The sequence below is a fragment of the Pseudomonas serbiensis genome, assembly GCF_030580745.1.
GTDB lineage: Bacteria > Pseudomonadota > Gammaproteobacteria > Pseudomonadales > Pseudomonadaceae > Aquipseudomonas > Aquipseudomonas serbiensis.
The window spans coordinates 39554-58438 of sequence record NZ_JAUQOO010000015.1 but is presented as its reverse complement, the minus strand read 5'-3'; the positions used below and the strand labels follow the sequence as shown (position 1 = coordinate 58438).

The following is an 18885-nucleotide window of genomic DNA, read 5'->3' as shown; positions in this document are numbered from 1 at the left end:
CGATTTTGTGGGAGGGGCCTTGGCCGCGACGGCGTATCAACAAACACCCCGGCAAGGCATACTGGCCACCCTCGCAGCCCAGAACCCATAACGCCTCATGCGCATCCATGTCTGCTTCATCGACCGCGTCGGTATCACCCAGGAAGTGCTGGCCATTCTGGGTGGACGCAATCTGAATCTCGATGCTGTTGAGATGGTGCCGCCCAACGTTTACATCGATGCGCCGACCCTGAGCCTTCAGATGCTCGAAGAGCTCAAGGATGCGTTGTTCCGGGTACGCGGTGTCGAAGCGATCACCGTCGTGGATATCCTTCCCGGCCAGCGACGCCACCTGCAACTCGATGCCCTGCTCGCCGCCATGACCGACCCGGTGCTGGCGCTCGACAGTGCCGGGCACGTGCTGCTGGCCAACCCGGCGCTGATCGCGCTGATTGGCCGTGAACCTGAAGGCGAGCCCATAGGCGAACTGTTCGCCGACCCAAGCCTGCAAGCCACGCTGCTGGAAAACGGTTTTCGCCTGCCCATGCGCGAGGTCACGCTCAATGGCGAAGCCCTGCTGCTGGACGCAACGCCCATTACCGAAGCAGGTGCCTTGCTGACGCTGTACCTGCCCAGCCGGATCGGTGAGCGCCTGTCGGCATTGCATCATGACCATGCAGAAGGCTTCGATGCCCTGCTGGGAGAATCCCCCGCCATCCGCATCCTCAAGGCCCGCGCCCAGCGAGTCGCCGCGCTGGATGCGCCCTTGTTGATTCAGGGCGAAACCGGCACCGGCAAGGAGCTGGTCGCCCGTGCCTGTCACGCCAGCAGCGCTCGCCATGGTGAGCCCTTCCTGGCACTCAACTGCGCGGCGCTCCCGGAAAACCTGGCTGAAAGCGAGCTGTTCGGCTATGCACCCGGCGCGTTCACCGGAGCCCAGCGCGGCGGCAAGCCGGGGCTGATGGAACTGGCCAACCAAGGCACCGTGTTTCTCGATGAAATAGGCGAAATGTCGCCTTACCTGCAAGCCAAGCTGCTGCGTTTTCTCAACGACGGCAGCTTCAGGCGGGTGGGCGGGGACCGGGAAGTCAGGGTCAATGTGCGCATCCTGAGCGCCACCCATCGCGATCTGGAAAAGATGGTCAGCGAAGGCACCTTTCGTGAAGACCTGTTCTATCGCCTGAACGTGCTGAACCTGGAAGTCCCGCCGCTGCGCGAGCGCGGGCAGGACATTCTGCTGCTGGCCCGCTATTTCATGGAACAGGCCTGCACCCAGATCCAGCGCCCGGTGTGTCGCCTGGCAACCGGTACTTACCCCGCCTTGCTGGGCAACCGCTGGCCGGGCAACGTGCGCCAGTTGCAGAACGTGATCTTCCGCGCCGCCGCCATCAGCGAAAGCACACTGGTGGACATTGGCGACCTGGACATCGCAGGCACCGCCGTCGCCCGCCAGAACGATGGCGAAGTCGGCAGCCTTGAAAAGGCTGTCGAAGATTTCGAGCGTGAGCTGCTGCAGAAGCTTTATGCCGATTACCCCTCGACCCGCCAACTGGCGGCACGGCTGCATACCTCGCATACCGCGATTGCCCATCGGTTGCGCAAGTACGGGATCGGGAAATAGTGGCCGACCTTTTCGCGAATGAATTCGCGAAGAAACGTAACAAAATCATTCCACCGTAACGAATTCGATCCACACCTCCCCGATCCCCAGCCAGCAAGGCTTTGATCCCACGGGAATTTTGCAGCCCTCCATCGCTGTATCGATTTCGCTACAGCCTTCTAGATCCCTCGCCCTCAAAAACATCTCAAGCCATTGATTTAAAACAATAAATTTATATTGGCCGCAAAATTGCTACTGAGCTTTTCATTATGCCGGCATCAGCCGCGGCCTTTACCCTTGAGGAGTTGTTATGAGCGAGTTGCGATTCACCGTTGAACACGAATGGCTGCGGGCCGAAGCCGATGGCAGTGTCACGGTAGGCATCACGCCTTATGCACAGGAATCGCTCGGCGATGTGGTCTTTGTGCAGCTCCCGGAATTACAGGCCTACACTCAACACGCCGAAGTCTCGGTCGTGGAATCGGTAAAAGCTGCCAGCAGCATCAACATGCCGCTGGACGGTGAGGTGGTCGAAGTCAATTCCGCCCTCGACGCCACTCCTGAACTGGTCAATGAAGACGCGCTCGGCGCCGGCTGGTTCTTTCGTTTCATCCCGCAAGACGTCAATGCCATTCACGGCCTGTTGGATCAGGACGCCTACGACCGACTGATCAAAGCCAACGCTGAAGCCTGAGGAGCGAGACATGACTGACTCTATCGAACTGAGCACCGCCAACGAATTCATTGCCCGCCACATCGGCCCGCGCGCCAGCGACGAGCAAGCCATGCTGCAAACCCTGGGCTTCGACTCCATCGAAGCGCTGAGCGAAAGCGTGATCCCGCAGAGCATCAAGGGCACCAGCGTGCTGAACCTGCCGGCTGGCCAGAGCGAAGCCGATGCCCTGGCTTCGATCAAGGCCATCGCCAGCAAGAACCAGTTGTTCAAGACCTACATCGGCCAGGGTTACTACAACACTCACACACCGGCTCCGATCCTGCGCAACCTGCTGGAAAACCCGGCCTGGTACACCGCCTACACGCCTTACCAGCCAGAGATTTCCCAGGGCCGCCTGGAATCGCTGCTCAACTTCCAGACCCTGATCAGCGACCTCACCGGCCTGCCCATCGCCAACGCCTCGCTGCTGGATGAAGCCACCGCCGCCGCGGAGGCCATGACCTTCTGCAAGCGCCTGAGCAAGAACAAAAGCAGCCAGCACTTCTTCGCCTCGGCCCACTGCCATCCACAAACCCTGGACGTGCTGCGCACCCGCGCCGAGCCATTGGGTATCACCGTTGTAGTGGCCGATGAAGCGGAACTGGGCGATGTCAGCGACTACTTCGGTGCGCTGCTGCAATACCCGGCCAGCAATGGCGATGTATTCGACTATCGCGAACTGATCGAACGCTTCCACAGCGCCAACGCGCTGGTGGCGGTTGCAGCCGATCTGCTGGCCCTGACCCTGCTGACTCCGCCGGGTGAATTCGGTGCCGACGTGGCCATCGGCAGCGCCCAGCGTTTCGGCGTGCCGCTGGGCTTCGGTGGCCCGCATGCGGCCTATTTCTCCACCCGCGATGCATTCAAGCGCGACATGCCCGGCCGTCTGGTCGGTGTATCGGTGGACCGCCACGGTAAACAGGCTCTGCGTCTGGCCATGCAGACCCGCGAGCAACATATCCGTCGCGAGAAAGCCACCAGCAACATCTGCACCGCGCAAGTGCTGCTGGCCAACATCGCCAGCATGTATGCCGTCTACCACGGGCCTGCTGGCCTGACGCAAATCGCCAATCGCGTGCATCGCATGACGGCGATCTTCGCTGAAGGCTTGAACCAGCTAGGCCTGAAGGTCGAGCAGGAGTTCTTCTTCGACAGCCTGACAATCAATACCGGCGCCAAAACCGCCTCGCTGCACAGCAAGGCCCGCGCGCAACATATCAACCTGCGGGAAATCAACGCCGAATACCTGGGCCTGTCTTTCGACGAAACCACTTCGCAGTCGGCCATCGAAACCCTGTGGACGATCTTTGCCGCCGATGGCCAGAGCCTGCCGGACTTCGCCACCCTGGCCAGCAGCGCCAAGTCGTATCTGCCCAAGGCCCTGCGTCGTCAATCGGCAATCCTCAGCCATCCGGTCTTCAACCGCTATCACTCCGAAACCGAGCTGATGCGCTACCTGCGCAAGCTGGCAGACAAGGACCTGGCTCTGGACCGCACCATGATCCCGCTGGGCTCCTGCACCATGAAGCTCAACGCCGCCAGCGAAATGATCCCGGTCACCTGGGCCGAGTTCGGCAACCTGCACCCGTTCGCGCCTGCCGAGCAAAGCGCCGGTTACCAGCAACTGACCAGCGAACTGGAAACGATGCTCTGCGCCGCCACCGGTTACGACGCCATTTCCCTGCAACCCAACGCCGGTTCACAAGGCGAATACGCTGGCCTGCTGGCGATCCGCGCCTATCACCAGAGCCGTGGCGATGAAGCCCGCGATATCTGCCTGATCCCATCGTCCGCCCACGGCACCAACCCGGCCACCGCCCATATGGCTGGCATGCGCGTGGTGGTGACGGCCTGTGATGCACGCGGCAACGTCGATATCGAAGACCTGCGCGCCAAGGCCATCGAACACCGCGACCAACTGGCTGCACTGATGATCACCTACCCGTCGACCCATGGCGTGTTCGAGGAAGGCATCCGTGAAATCTGCGGCATCATCCATGACAACGGCGGCCAGGTTTACATCGACGGCGCCAACATGAACGCCATGGTCGGCCTCTGCGCACCGGGCAAGTTCGGCGGCGACGTTTCGCACCTGAACCTGCACAAGACCTTCTGCATCCCCCACGGCGGTGGCGGCCCGGGTGTCGGCCCGATCGGCGTGAAATCGCACCTGACACCGTTCCTGCCCGGCCACGGCCATATGGAGCGCAAGGAAGGCGCAGTCTGCGCAGCTCCGTTCGGCAGCGCGAGCATTCTGCCAATCACCTGGATGTACATTCGCATGATGGGCGGCGAAGGCCTCAAACGCGCTTCGCAACTGGCGATTCTCAATGCCAACTACATTTCCCGTCGCCTGGAAGACCATTACCCGGTGCTCTATACCGGCAGCAACGGTCTGGTGGCACACGAATGCATTCTGGACCTGCGCCCGCTCAAGGAAACCAGTGGCATCAGCGTCGATGACGTCGCCAAGCGCCTGATCGACTTCGGCTTCCACGCACCGACCATGTCGTTCCCGGTGGCCGGTACCTTGATGATCGAGCCGACCGAAAGTGAATCCAAGGAAGAACTGGACCGTTTCTGCGAGGCCATGATCAAGATCCGCGAAGAAATCCACGCGGTCGAGAACGGCACTCTGGACAAGGATGACAACCCGCTGAAAAACGCTCCGCACACAGCCGCCGAAATCGTCGGTCAATGGAGCCATCCATACAGCCGCGAACAGGCCGTGTATCCGGTCGAGTCGCTGATCGAAGGCAAATACTGGCCCCCTGTCGGTCGTGTCGACAACGTGTTCGGCGACCGCAATCTGGTCTGCGCCTGCCCGTCCATCGAAAGCTACCAAGAGGCGTGATCGCCCAGCCTTCGCGAAGAACGCTCCTCCTGCAGGAGCGAATTCATTCGCGAAGGCCTTCTCTTGTATATGGAACCCATCATGCCCACAGAACAATTGCTGACCACCCCGCTACACGCCCTGCACCGTGAACTCGGCGCCAAAATGGTGCCCTTCGCCGGTTACGACATGCCCGTGCAATACCCGGCCGGCGTGATGAAAGAGCACCTGCACACCCGTGAAAAAGCCGGCCTGTTCGATGTGTCGCACATGGGCCAGATTCTCCTGACCGGTGCCGGTGCCGCACAGGCGCTGGAAACCCTGGTCCCGGTGGATATCATCGACCTGCCGGTCGGCATGCAGCGTTATGCGATGTTCACCAACGAGAACGGCGGCATTCTCGATGACCTGATGGTCGCCAACCTGGGCAACGATCAATTGATGCTGGTGGTCAATGCCGCCTGCAAGAACGAAGACCTGGCACACCTGCGCAAACACCTGGCGTCTCAATGCACCATAGAGCCACTGTTTGAAGAGCGCGCCCTGCTCGCCCTTCAAGGCCCGCAGGCTGCCACAGTGCTCGCACGCCTGGCACCGCAAGTGGCAGACATGACCTTCATGCAGTTCGCCAGCATCACGTTGCTGGGCGTTGGCTGCTATGTCAGCCGTTCTGGCTACACCGGCGAAGACGGCTATGAAATCTCGGTTCCGGTCGCTCAGGCCGAAGCCCTGGCGCGTCGTCTGCTGGAGGAGCCGGAAGTGGCTCCGATCGGTCTGGGTGCCCGAGACTCACTGCGCCTGGAAGCCGGTCTTTGCCTGTACGGCCACGACATGAACACCGAGACATCCCCTGTCGAAGCCAGCCTGTTGTGGGCGATATCCAAGGCAAGGCGCGCCGATGGCGTTCGGGCTGGCGGATTCCCCGGAGCAGAAAAAATATTTGCCCAGCAACAGGCCGCAGTGGATAAAAAACGTGTCGGTCTGTTGCCACAGGAACGTACGCCGGTGCGTGAAGGCTCACAAATCGTCGATGCAGAAGGCCAGACAATCGGCAGCGTTTGCAGTGGCGGTTTTGGCCCAAGCCTGGGCAGTCCTCTGGCGATGGGTTATCTGGACAGCCGCTTCACTGCGCTGGATACGCCAGTCTGGGCTGTCGTGCGCGGCAAGAAGGTTGCGATGCTGGTGAGTAAAATGCCTTTTGTTGCACAGCGTTACTTCCGCGGCAAATAACAGCGTCAAAAAAACAGCAATTATTCATGGCGTAATAACCCTGCTGCATGACTCTTTAACAAGAGGCGCGCAACAGGGTTTCTACCATTGAAAAAATGCCCCGCCAACGGGCACGACGAGCCAAAAACGGGCAGTTTTTCAGCCTGGGTGAAAGATCGCTGCACATCAGTTGCAGCCAAGGAAACAAGGGACAAAGCGGGGCTTGTTTTTGTAACGAGAGTTGGCGTAGAGTTTCCTGACTGTGTTTGCATAGGTCGCTGAATCTGGACCTGGGCAGTAGCTCAAAGCGTTGCTACATCCCGTTCTACGTTTCTTACTTCTTGCAACCAGCCCCAGTACTCTTTCGTGTGAAAGAGGCTGTCATCAATTCAAGCGTCAAGGAAATAAGAAAATGTCCCAACGTCAGAGCGGCACCGTCAAGTGGTTCAACGACGAAAAAGGTTTTGGTTTTATCACTCCAGAAAGCGGTCCGGATCTGTTCGTACATTTCCGCGCAATTCAAGGTAACGGCTTCAAGAGCCTGAAAGAAGGCCAGAAGGTAACCTTCATTGCAGTGCAGGGCCAAAAAGGCATGCAGGCTGATGAAGTGCAGGCAGAAGCTTAATAGCTGAAACCCGAAAAGCCCCTGATTATTGATCTCAGGGGCTTTTTTATCAGCGCGATTTCGTAAGATGCGGTCTTTACCGTGATCGAGAACTTCGCGATGCCCAAACACCTGCTTCGACCGCAAGGCGATTTCGCGCCCGCCAGCCTCGCTCGACGCCTGGCCGCCATCTGTTACGACGCCCTCCTCTGCTTCGCCCTGCAACTGGTTACCGCATTCATCTACAAGCTGGTGCTGATGGCTTTCATCGGTGAAGCCAGACTGCGCGCCCTGACCGAATCCGGCTCACTGGATGGCGACCCCTTGCTCTCCTCCATTCTCCTGCTCGCCACCTTCGGCTTCTTCGCCAAATTCTGGACCCATGGCGGCCAGACACTGGGCATGCAGGTATGGGGCATTCGCGTACAGAACGCCGACGGCACCGCCATCAGCCTGATGCAGGCACTGCTGCGCTTTATCGTCTCTATCGCTTCATGGCTGTGCGTAGGGCTGGGCTTTATCTGGAGCCTGTTCGACAAGCAACAGCGTACCTGGCACGACATGTATTCCAACACCCGATTGGTGCGGGTGCCCAAACAGAAGTAAGCGTCCATGAAAAAGCCGACTCACGTCGGCTTTTTCGATTCAGGGAGTCGCTTATCCGGCGCGGCGCAACAACAGCACACCCGCAAGAGCACAAGCAGCTGCCGGCACCAGCACCGCGAACAGCGGCGAGAAACCGAACACCAGACTCGACGGGCCAAGCAGGTCCTGGATGATGCGGAAGGTAAAGCCGACCAGCACACCGGTGAACACACGCTGCCCCAGGGTCACCGAACGCAGCGGACCGAAGATGAACGAGATCGCCATCAGCACCAGCGCCACAGTCACCAGCGGCTGCAGGACCTTGGTCCAGAAAGCCAGCCAGTAACGGCCATTGCTCAAGCCTTGCTCTGCCAGATAGTGCGCATAGCTCCAGAGCCCAGAAATCGACAGCGATTCGGGAGGCATGATGACCGTGCTCAACAGTTGCGGGCTGAGGGACACTTCCCAGCGCTCGACCGGGGTCTTGATGACTTCGGTGCTGCCATCACGGAAATACGTGGTAGAGACGTCTTTGAGCTCCCAGTAATCCGTCATGTAGTTGGCTTGTCTGGCGAAGCTTGAGGTCAGCATATGGTGCTGCTCATCGAAGCGATAACGTGTCACGCCGTACATCAACCCGTTGGGCTGAACCGTGTTGATGTGGATGAACTCGTCACCCTGACGGTGCCACAAACCATGCTTGGCACTCTGCGAGTCGCCGCTGCCCTGAGCCAGCGAACGGGCGGCCTGCGCCTGGTTTTCCGCGTAGGGCGCAACATACTCGCCCACCAGAACACCCGCAGCCATCAGGAACAGCATGGGTTTCATGACCGCCCAGACGATGCGCGCAATGGACACACCGGCTGCGCGCATGATGGTCAGTTCACTGCTGCTGGCCAGCGTGCCCAGGCCGATCAGGCAACCGATCAGGGCCGCCATCGGCAGCATGTCGTACACCCGCCGCGGAGCAGTCATGAGAACGAAACTGCCAGCGTCCATCAGGGTGTAGCTGTCGCTGATATCACCCATCTCGTCGATGAAGGCGAACAGCGAAGCAAGGCCCAGAATGATCCCCAATACCGCCAGGATCGCCAGAAATACACTCTTGCCAATATATCGGTCGAGCTTAACCACGAGCCACCTCCGCTACGCTACGGCGACTCGCCATTTTCAGCCGCAATGGCTCCCAGTAAATCAATGCCAGACCCACCAGCAGGAAAATCCCGTGGACCCACCACATGCCAAGGCCGATCGGCAGCTTGCCTTTCTCCAGGGCACCGCGCACGGCAATCAGGATTGTCAGGTAGGACATGTAAAGCAGAATCGCCGGCAGCAGTTTCAGATAACGCCCCTGACGCGGATTGACCCGCGCCAGCGGCACTGCCATCAAGGTCACGATGAAGACCAGGATCGGCAGCGAGATACGCCACTGCAATTCGGCCCGGTAGCGCGGCGTGTCGTTGCCGATCAGCTCACTGGTGGGAATGGCTTCGCGGTCGGTGATTTCCTCGCTGATTTCCGGCTTGGGCAGCATCGCGCCATAGGTGTCGTACTTGATCGCACGATAATCGGCCTCGCCTGGATTACCGTCGTAGCGATAGCCGTTTTCCAGAATCAGGAAACGGCTGCCATCGGCACGCACTTCCTGGTGCCCCTTGTCGGCCACCAATACCGTGATGCTCGGCTCCTTGGTCGTGTCGGCGGGAACACGCCGCTCGGAAATGAACACACCACTCAGATTGGTACGGTCTTCTGACAGCTCCTGGGTGTAAGTGACCCGTGTGCCGTCGCGCAACGCCTGAAAACGCCCCGGCACCAGGGTGTCGAACTCCGTCATCGCATCCTGCTTGTTGATCAGCAGCGAGAACTGGGTTGCACCTTGCGGCGCGAGGCTGAAGCTCAGCCAGGCAACCAGCAGTGCCACAACAGCTGCCGGTGCCATGGTGATCGCGAGCAGACGCTGCTGGCTCATGCCGGTAGCGGCGAGCACGGTCATTTCACTTTCCAGGTACAGACGGCCATACGCCAGCAGAATACCGAGGAACAACCCCAGCGGCAGGATCAGTTGCAGGAAGCCCGGCAGGCGAAACCCCATGATCATGAAGAGCACGCCCGGATCGAGCGCACCCGACGCAGCCTGGGCCAGATACTTGATGAAGCGCCCGCTCATGATGATCACCAGCAATACGGCGCTTACCGCGCTCAAGGTGATCAGCACTTCTCGGGACAGATAACGGAAGACAATCAAACCAGACACTCCAGAGTTGTCAGGCTCAGGCAGCCAAACAAGAAAAAATGAGCCACGGCAACCAGACATTCACACCCGGCAAAGGTGCGAGCCGCCAAAAAATATGCGGCATTATCCTGTGATTGGGTGTTCCTGTCACTGCGCGGTCTGGATAGATCTCACAACAACTTCCTACACAGACCGTAGAAGCGGTTTTTCGGGGTTGTCAGCGGCTGCAAAGCGGGGTCAAACTGCAAGGCTTGACGCTGGCACCGGCTGCAAAAGGCCTCGATTTGCCGCACACATCATTCATTTTGCGAAAGCTCGCAGTCTATTCGGGGACCCGACATGGAATTGGTTGTTAAAAGCGTAAGCCCAGAAACCTTGAAGACCGCCACCCTGGTGGTTGCAGTGGGCGAAAATCGCATTCTGAGCGCTGCTGCTCAAAGCGTAGACGCGCTAAGCGGCGGCGCCATTGCCGCCGTTCTCAAACGCGGGGATCTGGCAGGCAAGGTTGGCCAGAGCCTGTTGCTGCACAGCCTGCCCAACCTCAAGGCCGAGCGCGTCCTGCTGGTAGGGATCGGCAAGGAAGCCGAACTGTCGGATCGTCAATTCAAGAAAGTCATCGCCAGCGTGCTCTCGACCCTCAAGGGGCTGGGCGGCAGCGATGCAGCCATCGCGCTGGATCAGGTAGCGGTGAAGAATCGCGACACTTACGGCAAAGCTCGCCTGCTGGTGGAAACCCTGGCTGACGGCGAATACGTGTTCGACCGCTTCAAGAGCCAGAAAGCCGAACCTCGCGCCCTGAAGAAAATCACCCTGCTGACCGCCAAGTCCAGTGTTGCCGATGTCGAGCGCGCAGCCACCCACGCCCAGGCCATCGCCAAAGGCATGGCTTTCACCCGCGACCTGGGCAACCTGCCGCCGAACATCTGCCACCCGACCTACCTGGGCGAAGAAGCCAAGGCACTGGGCAAGGCTCACAAGAATCTGAAAGTCGAAGTCCACGACGAGAAGAAACTGGCCGAACTGGGCATGGGTTCTTTCCTGGCCGTCGCACAAGGCAGCGCCCAGCCTCCACGCCTGATCGTCATGAACTATCAGGGCGGCAAGAAGAGCGAAAAACCTTTCGTGCTGGTCGGTAAAGGCATCACCTTCGACACCGGCGGCATCAGCATCAAGCCGGCCGCTGGCATGGACGAGATGAAGTTCGACATGTGCGGTGCCGCCAGCGTATTCGGCACCCTGCGCGCCGTGCTTGAACTACAACTGCCGATCAATCTGGTTTGCATCCTGGCCTGCGCCGAGAACATGCCAAGCGGCACCGCAACCCGTCCGGGCGATATCGTCAAGACCATGAGCGGCCAGACCGTCGAGATCCTCAACACCGACGCCGAAGGCCGTCTGGTACTGTGCGATGCCCTGACCTACGCCGAGCGCTTCAAGCCGCAGGCGGTCATCGATATCGCGACCCTGACCGGCGCTTGCGTGGTTGCACTGGGCGGCCACACTTCCGGCCTGCTGGGCAACAACGACGTGCTGATCAATCAACTGCTGGACGCTGGCAAACTGGCCGATGACCGTGCCTGGCAACTGCCGTTGTTCGACGAGTATCAGGAGCAACTGGACAGCCCGTTCGCGGACATCGCCAACATCGGCGGCCCGAAAGGCGGCACCATCACCGCAGCCTGCTTCCTGTCGCGCTTCGCCAAGGCCTATGACTGGGCGCACCTGGACATCGCCGGCACTGCATGGCTGAGCGGTGGCAAGGACAAAGGCGCAACTGGTCGTCCTGTTCCGCTGCTGACCCAATACCTGCTGGATCGCGCTGGCGCATAAGATGCCTTGCGACGTATCGGCTTGCCGGTCGATACGTCGCTTGCACTGGAACAGAAATGACTCAAGTCGACTTTTACATTCTCCCCAGCGCCGATCCTGCGGCACGTCTGGACTTCGCCTGCAAGCTGACGGAAAAAGCCTGGCGCCTGGGCCACAAGGTTTATCTGCATTGCAGCGACAACGCCCAGCGCGAAGACCTCGATGCCCGGCTCTGGCGCTTCAAGGGTGAAGTTTTCCTGCCCCATGGCGAAGCCGAAAGCGATCACGACGCACCGGTAGTGCTGGGGCTTGGTGACGATCCCGGGCAACATCAGGACCTGCTGGTCAACCTCGACCTGCGCATCCCGGCCTTCTTCAAGCGCTTCGCCCGTGTGGCGGAAGTGGTCGTGGAAGAGCCTGCAATACGTCTGGCGGCAAGAGAGAGTTTCCGCTCCTACCGTGAACAGGGTTATCCTCCGCAAGATCACCGACTACAGCGTCTTTGAGTACACGATGGATACTTCAAAAAAAGCTGAACCTGCGCTCCTGCTGGACGACCTTGAATCGATCCGCCAACTGCTCGGCGATGACAACCTGCAACCGCCCTTGCTGACCGACACGGTTCACCGCGAAGGCCAGATCCCGTTGCTGTTCGATGTGGTCGGCACAAAACCCGACATGACACTGGAAATGGATTTCGACAATCCGGACATTCCGACTCTGCTGCCCGATACGCCCGTACAACACCCCGTACAACAAGCGGCAGAGCCCCAGCCAGCCCCTGAACCCGAAACCCGCCCGAATCCCGATGCCCTGCTGCATCTGGACACCGAACTACGGGCTGCGGCGCAGTTGATCATGCAAGACGTGATCGACGACTTTGCCCCGCATATCGAGACGGAGATAAAGCGGCGGCTTGAGGCGAGGCTGGAGAGGCTTGTAGCCTCAACCAAAAGCGGGAAGGTCTGAAGCTACAAGTTGCAAGCTTTAAGCTGCAAGAAAAAGCTCATGGCTTTCCGCTTAGTAGCTTGTAGCTTGTAGCTTGTAGCTTGTAGCTTGTAGCTTCCAACCTGCCGCTTACCACTTGTAGCCTGCAACCTCCCCCCGGTCTATACTTGTCGGCTTTTCTGAATCAATGCCACAGGGTCCCGCCGCGCATGGACAAGACTTACCAGCCGCACGCCATCGAAACTTCCTGGTACCAGACCTGGGAGTCCGAAAACTATTTCGCTCCGCAGGGCGCGGGGGACTCCTACACCATCATGATCCCGCCGCCGAACGTGACCGGCAGCCTGCACATGGGTCATGGTTTCAACAATGCGATCATGGATGCTCTGATCCGTTTCCGTCGCATGCAGGGCCGCAATACCCTGTGGCAGCCGGGCACCGACCATGCGGGTATCGCCACGCAAATGCTGGTTGAACGCCGCATCGAGGCTCAGGGCCTGAATCGTCACGATCTGGGCCGCGAGAAATTTCTGGAAAAGATCTGGGAATGGAAGGATGAGTCCGGCGGCAACATCAGCCGTCAGATCCGCCGCCTGGGTTCGTCCGTGGACTGGAGCCGCGAGCGTTTCACCATGGACGACGGCATGTCCGCCGCCGTACAGGAAGCCTTCGTGCGCCTGCATGAAGACGGCCTGATCTATCGTGGCAAGCGTCTGGTCAACTGGGACACCAAGCTGCACACCGCGATTTCCGATCTGGAAGTGGAAAACCACGACGAGAAAGGTCACCTGTGGAACCTGCGCTACCCGCTGGCCGACGGCGCGAAAACCGCTGAAGGCCTGGATTACCTGATAGTTGCCACCACTCGTCCTGAAACCATGCTGGGTGACGCCGCTGTCGCGGTAAACCCTGAAGACGAGCGCTACAAGGCGCTGATCGGCAAATTCGTAGAGCTGCCACTGATTGGCCGCCGCATTCCGATCATTGCAGACGACTATTGCGACCCCGAATTCGGCACCGGCTGCGTGAAAATCACCCCGGCCCACGACTTCAACGACTATGAAGTCGGCAAGCGCCACAACCTGCCGCTGCTGAACATCTTCGACAAGAACGCTTCGGTGCTGCCTGCCGCTCAGGTGTTCAACCTCGACGGCACGCTCAACGAATCCGTCGACGGCCGCCTGCCTGCCGAATACGCCGGCCTGGACCGCTTCGAGGCGCGCAAGCAGATCGTCGCCGCATTCGATGCCGCCGGCCTGCTGGTCAGCGTCGATGACCACGCCCTGAAAGTCCCGAAAGGCGACCGTTCCGGCACCATCATCGAGCCATGGCTGACCGACCAGTGGTACGTTTCCACCAAGCCACTGGCTGAACCTGCCATTGCCGCAGTGGAAGACGGCCGCATCGCCTTCGTGCCCAAGCAGTACGAAAACATGTACTTCTCGTGGATGCGCGACATTCAGGACTGGTGCATCAGCCGTCAGCTCTGGTGGGGCCACCGCATTCCGGCCTGGTACGACGAGTCCGGCAAGGTCTACGTCGGTCGCGACGAAGCCGAAGTGCGCGCCAAGCACAACCTGGGGCCGGACGTTGCGCTGCAACAGGACAACGACGTACTCGATACCTGGTTCAGCTCGGGCCTGTGGACCTTCTCCACACTGGGCTGGCCGGAAAAGACCAAGGCACTGGAAACCTTCCACTCCACCGACGTGCTGGTCACCGGTTTCGACATCATTTTCTTCTGGGTCGCCCGGATGATCATGCTCACCATGCATCTGGTGAAAAACGAGGACGGCACGCCGCAAGTGCCGTTCAAGACTGTCTATGTGCATGGTCTGGTGCGTGATGGTCAGGGCCAGAAAATGTCCAAGTCCAAGGGCAACGTCCTGGACCCGCTGGATATCGTCGACGGTATCGACCTGGAAACCCTGGTGCAGAAACGCACCAGCGGCCTGATGCAGCCACAACTGGCCAAGAAGATCGAAAAGCAGACCCGTCAGGAATTCGCCGACGGCATCGCCAGCTACGGCACCGACGCCCTGCGCTTCACCTTCTGCTCGCTGGCCTCTACCGGTCGCGACATCAAGTTCGACATGGGCCGCGTGGAAGGCTATCGCAACTTCTGCAACAAGATCTGGAACGCAGCGCGCTACGTGCTGGACAAGGGCGAAGACTGCGGCCAGAACGGCGAAGAAGTCGAGCTGTCGCTGGCGGATCGCTGGATCATCTCGCAACTGCAACGCACCGAAGCCGAAGTGACCCGCCAACTGGATCAGTTCCGCTTCGACCTCGCGGCACAAGCGCTGTACGAGTTCATCTGGAACCAGTACTGCGACTGGTACCTGGAGCTGTCCAAGCCCGTGCTCTGGGACGAAAACGCATCGATCGAACGTCAGCGCGGCACACGCCGCACGTTGGTTCGCGTGCTGGAAGTCGCGTTGCGTCTGGCGCATCCGTTCATGCCGTTCATCACCGAAGAAATCTGGCAGCGCCTCGCGCCGCTGGCCGGCATCAACGGCAAGACCATCATGCTGCAGGCGTGGCCGGTGGCCAACGAAACACGCATCGACCCGGCTGCCGAAGACGATATCGAATGGCTCAAGGGCCTGATGCTGGCGGTGCGTAACATCCGTGGCGAAATGAACATTGGTCCGGGCAAACCGCTGCAACTGTTCCTCAAGAACGTCAATGCCGAAGACCAGCGCCGCCTGAGCGAGAACGACTACCTGCTCAAGAAACTGGCCAAGCTCGAATCCATCACCGTACTGGCTGAAGGTGCAGAAGCACCGCTGTCCGCGACCGGTCTGGTGGGCGAGATGGAAGTGCTGGTGCCAATGGCCGGCCTGATCGACAAGGGTGCCGAGCTGGCGCGTCTGGACAAGGAAATCCAGCGTCTGCAAGGCGAAGTCCAGCGCGTGGGCGGCAAGCTGTCCAACGCGGCGTTCGTCGACAAGGCACCGCCTGAAGTCATCGCCAAGGAACGCGCCAAGCTGACCGAAGCCGAACAGGCCCTGAGCAAGCTGGCCGAGCAACACGCACGTATCGCCAGTTTGTAAGCGGTTACAGCCCTATTTGTCGCGCAGCAAACAGGTGTAGGAGCGGATTTATCCGCGAGACGTCATTGAAGGTTATACATTTCTTCAGATATACCTCTCGCGAATAAATTCGCTCCTACGGAAATTTGCAGCGCGCTCCTACGGGGCGCAGCATTCGCATCTTCAGAACGACTCCCCATGACCACGCCAGACAAACCCAAACCTCCCCGCAAGAAGCCCCAGCGTCCTGCCAGGCCCGCAGAACCTCGCGAGAAGGCCACGCTGCACCCGCGCAATCGCCATCAGGGTCGCTACGACTTTCCCAAGCTGATCAAAAGCAGCCCGGAACTGGCCGAGTTCGTGATCCTCAACCCCTATGGGAAGGAAAGCATCGACTTCGCCAACCCTCTGGCCGTGCGGGTCTTCAACCGGGCACTGCTCAAAGCGCTGTATGGCATTGCCCATTGGGATATTCCGGCAGACTATCTGTGCCCGCCGATTCCGGGGCGTGCGGATTACCTGCATTTTCTCGCCGACCTGCTGGCCAGCGAGAACAATGGCGAGATTCCACGCGGCGCCTCGATCAAGGCGCTGGACATCGGCACCGGTGCCAACTGCATCTATCCGCTGCTGGGTCACAGTGACTACGGCTGGCATTTCGTGGGCTCGGATATCGACAGCACTGCCATCGCGGCGGCCACGACCATCATCAAGGCCAACGGCTTGAGCAAGGCCATCAGCGTGCGTCAGCAGACCAATCGCAAGCACATTCTGCTGGGCCTGCTCGACAGCAGTGAACGCTTCGAGGTGAGCCTGTGCAACCCGCCCTTCCATTCCTCACTGGAGGAAGCGCAGCGCGGCAGTCAGCGTAAATGGCGCGCACTGGGCAAGGCTGACCCCAAACGCAAGCTGCCGGTGCTGAATTTCGGCGGGCAATCCCAGGAATTATGGTGCGAAGGTGGCGAGATCGGTTTCGTGACCCAACTGATTCACGAAAGCTCCCAGGTGCCTGAACAAGTGCGCTGGTTCAGCACGCTGGTTTCCAAAGCCTCGAACCTGCCAGCAATCCAGGCTGCCCTGACAAGAGCCGGAGCACTACAGAGCCGGGTCGTGGAAATGGGCCAGGGCCAGAAGCAGAGCCGTTTCGTGGCCTGGACCTTCATGTAGAAGCGAATTCATTCGCTACAGAATCAAAAAAGCCGTGCCCGGTTATCCGGCGCACGGCTTTTTTACAGCAAGCGTGAGCTTACTTGTTGATCGAGTCGTTCAGCACTTTGGCCGGTACGAACTTGATGACTTTCTTGGCAGCGATTTCGATGGCAGCGCCAGTCGAAGGGTTGCGGCCGGTGCGAGCTGGACGCTCAGCAACTTTCAGCTTGCCAATGCCTGGCAGAGTGATTTCAACGCCGTTTTCCAGTTGGTCGGCAACAATCTGGCCCAACTGCTCAAGAGCATTACGCGCGGTGGTTTTTGGCGCGTCGATAGCTTCAGCGATATCGGCGATCAATTGGTCTTTGGTAAGAGCCATGGTGGTGTTCCTTCCCTATCAAATTCATTTGGATTGCAGAACGCAACGTCGGCCAAAGGCCGGGCAATGAACCAGGCTCCCGCTGGCAGCCACGATTAATCGCGAAATGTAGATACTGAAACCGGGTTTTGGTTCGGCCTACACGTAAACGATCTGCATGCTTGGCGCGCTAGAGTGCGCAAGACCGCGCAAAACTAGCACAGAGCCGGGCAAATATCCGCCCTTACCTATCCTTTTGGTCAGCTTTAAGTCGTAATAGAACAAAAATTGATCACAAAACACCCTACAGAGTGGAAAACAGGGCTCTGCAAGGCCATTTGTCGCGGGCGTGCGTTACACTTGCTGCCTTGCAACGAGCTGCCTGCTCTTCATCACCATCAGCCGAGATATCCATGCCGATCCGTCATTGCATCGTCCACCTGATCGACAAGAAACCCGACGGTACGCCCGCAGTTCTCCACGCTCGCGACTCCGAACTCGCTGAGTCCCAGGCCATCGAGAACATGCTCGCGGACCTCAACGAGAGCTATAACGCCAAACAGGGCAAGGCCTGGGGACTGTTCCATGCCGAATCCGGCGCACACCCTTTCAGCGGCTGGCTGAAAGAGTATCTGGATGGCGCAAACGACTTCACGGCGTTCTCTCGTGTGTCGGTGGAGCACCTGCAGAAGCTGATGGAAGAATCCAACCTGTCGGTGGGCGGTCATGTGCTGTTTGCGCATTACCAGCAAGGCATGACCGATTACCTGGCCATCGCCCTGCTGCACCACAGCGAAGGCGTGGCCGTGAATGACGAGCTGGACGTTACACCGTCGCGGCATCTGGACCTGGGCCAGTTGCACCTGGCTGCCCGGATCAATATCTCGGAATGGCAGAACAACAAGCAGTCCAAGCAGTACATCTCCTTCATCAAGGGCAAGAACGGCAAGAAAGTCTCGGAGTACTTCCGCGACTTCATCGGCTGCCAGGAAGGTGTCGACGGCCCCGGCGAGACCCGCACCCTGCTCAAGGCGTTCAGCGACTTCGTGGAAAGCGAAGACCTGCCGGAAGAGTCGGCACGGGAGAAAACCAAGACCCTGGTGGATTACGCCAGCAGCCAGAGCAAACTGGGTGAGCCCATGGGCCTGGAAGAACTCTCAGAACTGATCGACGAAGACCGCCCGCGTGCGTTCTACGATCACATCCGCAACAAGGATTACGGCCTGTCTCCAGAAATCCCGGCAGACAAGCGCACCCTGAACCAGTTCCGCCGCTTTACGGGCCGCGCAGAAGGCCTGTCGATCAGCTTCGAGGCGCACCTGCTGGGTGACAAGATCGAATATGACGAACAGGCCGGCACCCTGATCATCAAGGGCCTGCCCACTCAGCTCACCGATCAGTTGAAACGGCGATAACCGCGATGCTGCTGCGTACCCTCAAGAAGTTCGCGCTGATCATGCTGGTGGTCGTGGTCTATCAGAACTGGGGCAAGATCGAGAACCTGTTCAACCCGCAACCCGCCAGCGTTGCGCAGAGCTACAGCCAGGCAAAGGTCGTGATGTATGCGACCGAATGGTGCGGCTACTGCAAACAGACACGACGCTTTCTGGACAGCAAGGGCATCGCGTTCACTGAGTACGACATCGAGAAGTCAGCAGAAGGCCGCAAGGCCTATGAAGCCCTCGGCGGACGCGGTATCCCGTTGCTGGACGTCAACGGGACGCTGATTCGCGGCTTTTCGCCAGACGCCATATTGGCGGCGCTGAAGTAGGAGCAATCGGGCGGCGCTCCGCTTATTCGCGAAAATGATCTTCGCGGATAAATC

General features: G+C 59.4%; 16 protein-coding genes. 13 read left to right on the top strand and 3 right to left on the bottom strand.

The features are described 5' to 3' along the window. Window positions 1-97: 97 nt before the first annotated feature. The 6 genes from Q6A51_RS18630 to Q6A51_RS18605 all read left to right on the top strand — a co-directional run bounded on the left by Q6A51_RS18630 (window position 98) and on the right by Q6A51_RS18605 (window position 7546). Complete coding sequence (locus Q6A51_RS18630) at window positions 98-1600, top strand: sigma-54-dependent transcriptional regulator (protein WP_304575446.1); 1503 nt, start codon at window positions 98-100, stop codon at window positions 1598-1600. A 289-nt stretch (window positions 1601-1889) separates the two neighbouring features. Continuing rightward, a complete protein-coding gene (gene gcvH / locus Q6A51_RS18625; protein ID WP_201018052.1) occupies window positions 1890-2273 on the top strand; it encodes a glycine cleavage system protein GcvH in 384 nt (127 codons plus the stop codon). Between the two features lie 10 nt (window positions 2274-2283). Next, window positions 2284-5148 carry an aminomethyl-transferring glycine dehydrogenase gene (gene gcvP, locus Q6A51_RS18620; protein WP_304575445.1) on the top strand — a complete coding sequence of 955 codons (2865 nt, stop codon included), beginning with the start codon at window positions 2284-2286 and terminating at the stop codon, window positions 5146-5148. A gap of 81 nt (window positions 5149-5229) precedes the next feature. Next, a complete protein-coding gene (gene gcvT / locus Q6A51_RS18615) occupies window positions 5230-6357 on the top strand; it encodes a glycine cleavage system aminomethyltransferase GcvT (RefSeq protein ID WP_201018054.1) in 1128 nt (375 codons plus the stop codon). A 391-nt stretch (window positions 6358-6748) separates the two neighbouring features. After that, window positions 6749-6961, top strand: a complete 213-nt coding sequence (locus Q6A51_RS18610) for a cold-shock protein (protein ID WP_007977299.1) — start codon at window positions 6749-6751, stop codon at window positions 6959-6961. A 99-nt stretch (window positions 6962-7060) separates the two neighbouring features. Continuing rightward, window positions 7061-7546 carry an RDD family protein gene (locus Q6A51_RS18605; RefSeq protein WP_201018100.1) on the top strand — a complete coding sequence of 162 codons (486 nt, stop codon included), beginning with the start codon at window positions 7061-7063 and terminating at the stop codon, window positions 7544-7546. Between the two features lie 51 nt (window positions 7547-7597). Here Q6A51_RS18605 and lptG read toward each other — a convergent pair whose 3' ends face one another. Beyond that, window positions 7598-8659: an LPS export ABC transporter permease LptG gene (gene lptG, locus Q6A51_RS18600; RefSeq protein WP_201006012.1), complete on the bottom strand. Its 1062-nt coding sequence runs from the start codon at window positions 8657-8659 to the stop codon at window positions 7598-7600. Then, on the bottom strand, window positions 8652-9773 hold the full coding sequence (lptF, locus tag Q6A51_RS18595; protein WP_201006014.1) for an LPS export ABC transporter permease LptF: 1122 nt from the start codon (window positions 9771-9773) through the stop codon (window positions 8652-8654). The genes lptG and lptF overlap by 8 nt, the downstream gene beginning before the upstream one ends. A 327-nt stretch (window positions 9774-10100) precedes the next feature. On the opposite strand from lptF, the gene Q6A51_RS18590 reads away from it, so the two are divergent. The 5 genes from Q6A51_RS18590 to rlmF all read left to right on the top strand — a co-directional run bounded on the left by Q6A51_RS18590 (window position 10101) and on the right by rlmF (window position 16720). Next, on the top strand, window positions 10101-11591 hold the full coding sequence (locus tag Q6A51_RS18590; RefSeq protein WP_304575444.1) for a leucyl aminopeptidase: 1491 nt from the start codon (window positions 10101-10103) through the stop codon (window positions 11589-11591). A 56-nt stretch (window positions 11592-11647) separates the two neighbouring features. Continuing rightward, the gene (locus Q6A51_RS18585; protein WP_201006018.1) at window positions 11648-12076 is read left to right on the top strand and encodes a DNA polymerase III subunit chi; all 429 of its coding nucleotides are present in this window, start codon (window positions 11648-11650) and stop codon (window positions 12074-12076) included. A 7-nt stretch (window positions 12077-12083) separates the two neighbouring features. Next, window positions 12084-12539, top strand: a complete 456-nt coding sequence (locus Q6A51_RS18580; protein ID WP_201018059.1) for a DNA polymerase III subunit chi — start codon at window positions 12084-12086, stop codon at window positions 12537-12539. A 188-nt stretch (window positions 12540-12727) separates the two neighbouring features. Next, on the top strand, window positions 12728-15574 hold the full coding sequence (locus Q6A51_RS18575; protein WP_304575443.1) for a valine--tRNA ligase: 2847 nt from the start codon (window positions 12728-12730) through the stop codon (window positions 15572-15574). A gap of 177 nt (window positions 15575-15751) precedes the next feature. Then, on the top strand, window positions 15752-16720 hold the full coding sequence (gene rlmF / locus Q6A51_RS18570) for a 23S rRNA (adenine(1618)-N(6))-methyltransferase RlmF (RefSeq protein ID WP_201006024.1): 969 nt from the start codon (window positions 15752-15754) through the stop codon (window positions 16718-16720). 79 nt (window positions 16721-16799) lie between these two features. On the opposite strand, the gene Q6A51_RS18565 is transcribed toward rlmF, so the two are convergent. Then, on the bottom strand, window positions 16800-17081 hold the full coding sequence (locus tag Q6A51_RS18565) for an HU family DNA-binding protein (protein ID WP_020304671.1): 282 nt from the start codon (window positions 17079-17081) through the stop codon (window positions 16800-16802). Between the two features lie 392 nt (window positions 17082-17473). On the opposite strand from Q6A51_RS18565, the gene yejK reads away from it, so the two are divergent. Next, a complete protein-coding gene (gene yejK, locus Q6A51_RS18560; protein ID WP_201018064.1) occupies window positions 17474-18475 on the top strand; it encodes a nucleoid-associated protein YejK in 1002 nt (333 codons plus the stop codon). 5 nt (window positions 18476-18480) lie between these two features. Then, window positions 18481-18831, top strand: coding sequence for a glutaredoxin family protein (locus tag Q6A51_RS18555; protein ID WP_201018065.1), 351 nt, complete (start codon window positions 18481-18483; stop codon window positions 18829-18831). The last annotated feature ends 54 nt before the right edge of the window (window positions 18832-18885 follow it).

Coding starts and splice junctions, on each gene's coding strand:
- gcvT (WP_201018054.1), top strand. CDS start 5,230: ATGCCCACAGAACAATTGCTGACCACCCCGCTACACGCCCTGCACCGT.
- yejK (WP_201018064.1), top strand. CDS start 17,474: ATGCCGATCCGTCATTGCATCGTCCACCTGATCGACAAGAAACCCGAC.
- Q6A51_RS18575 (WP_304575443.1), top strand. CDS start 12,728: ATGGACAAGACTTACCAGCCGCACGCCATCGAAACTTCCTGGTACCAG.
- Q6A51_RS18590 (WP_304575444.1), top strand. CDS start 10,101: ATGGAATTGGTTGTTAAAAGCGTAAGCCCAGAAACCTTGAAGACCGCC.
- Q6A51_RS18630 (WP_304575446.1), top strand. CDS start 98: ATGCGCATCCATGTCTGCTTCATCGACCGCGTCGGTATCACCCAGGAA.
- gcvP (WP_304575445.1), top strand. CDS start 2,284: ATGACTGACTCTATCGAACTGAGCACCGCCAACGAATTCATTGCCCGC.
- Q6A51_RS18565 (WP_020304671.1), bottom strand. CDS start 17,081: ATGGCTCTTACCAAAGACCAATTGATCGCCGATATCGCTGAAGCTATC.
- Q6A51_RS18555 (WP_201018065.1), top strand. CDS start 18,481: ATGCTGCTGCGTACCCTCAAGAAGTTCGCGCTGATCATGCTGGTGGTC.
- Q6A51_RS18585 (WP_201006018.1), top strand. CDS start 11,648: ATGACTCAAGTCGACTTTTACATTCTCCCCAGCGCCGATCCTGCGGCA.
- Q6A51_RS18610 (WP_007977299.1), top strand. CDS start 6,749: ATGTCCCAACGTCAGAGCGGCACCGTCAAGTGGTTCAACGACGAAAAA.
- rlmF (WP_201006024.1), top strand. CDS start 15,752: ATGACCACGCCAGACAAACCCAAACCTCCCCGCAAGAAGCCCCAGCGT.
- gcvH (WP_201018052.1), top strand. CDS start 1,890: ATGAGCGAGTTGCGATTCACCGTTGAACACGAATGGCTGCGGGCCGAA.
- Q6A51_RS18605 (WP_201018100.1), top strand. CDS start 7,061: ATGCCCAAACACCTGCTTCGACCGCAAGGCGATTTCGCGCCCGCCAGC.
- Q6A51_RS18580 (WP_201018059.1), top strand. CDS start 12,084: ATGGATACTTCAAAAAAAGCTGAACCTGCGCTCCTGCTGGACGACCTT.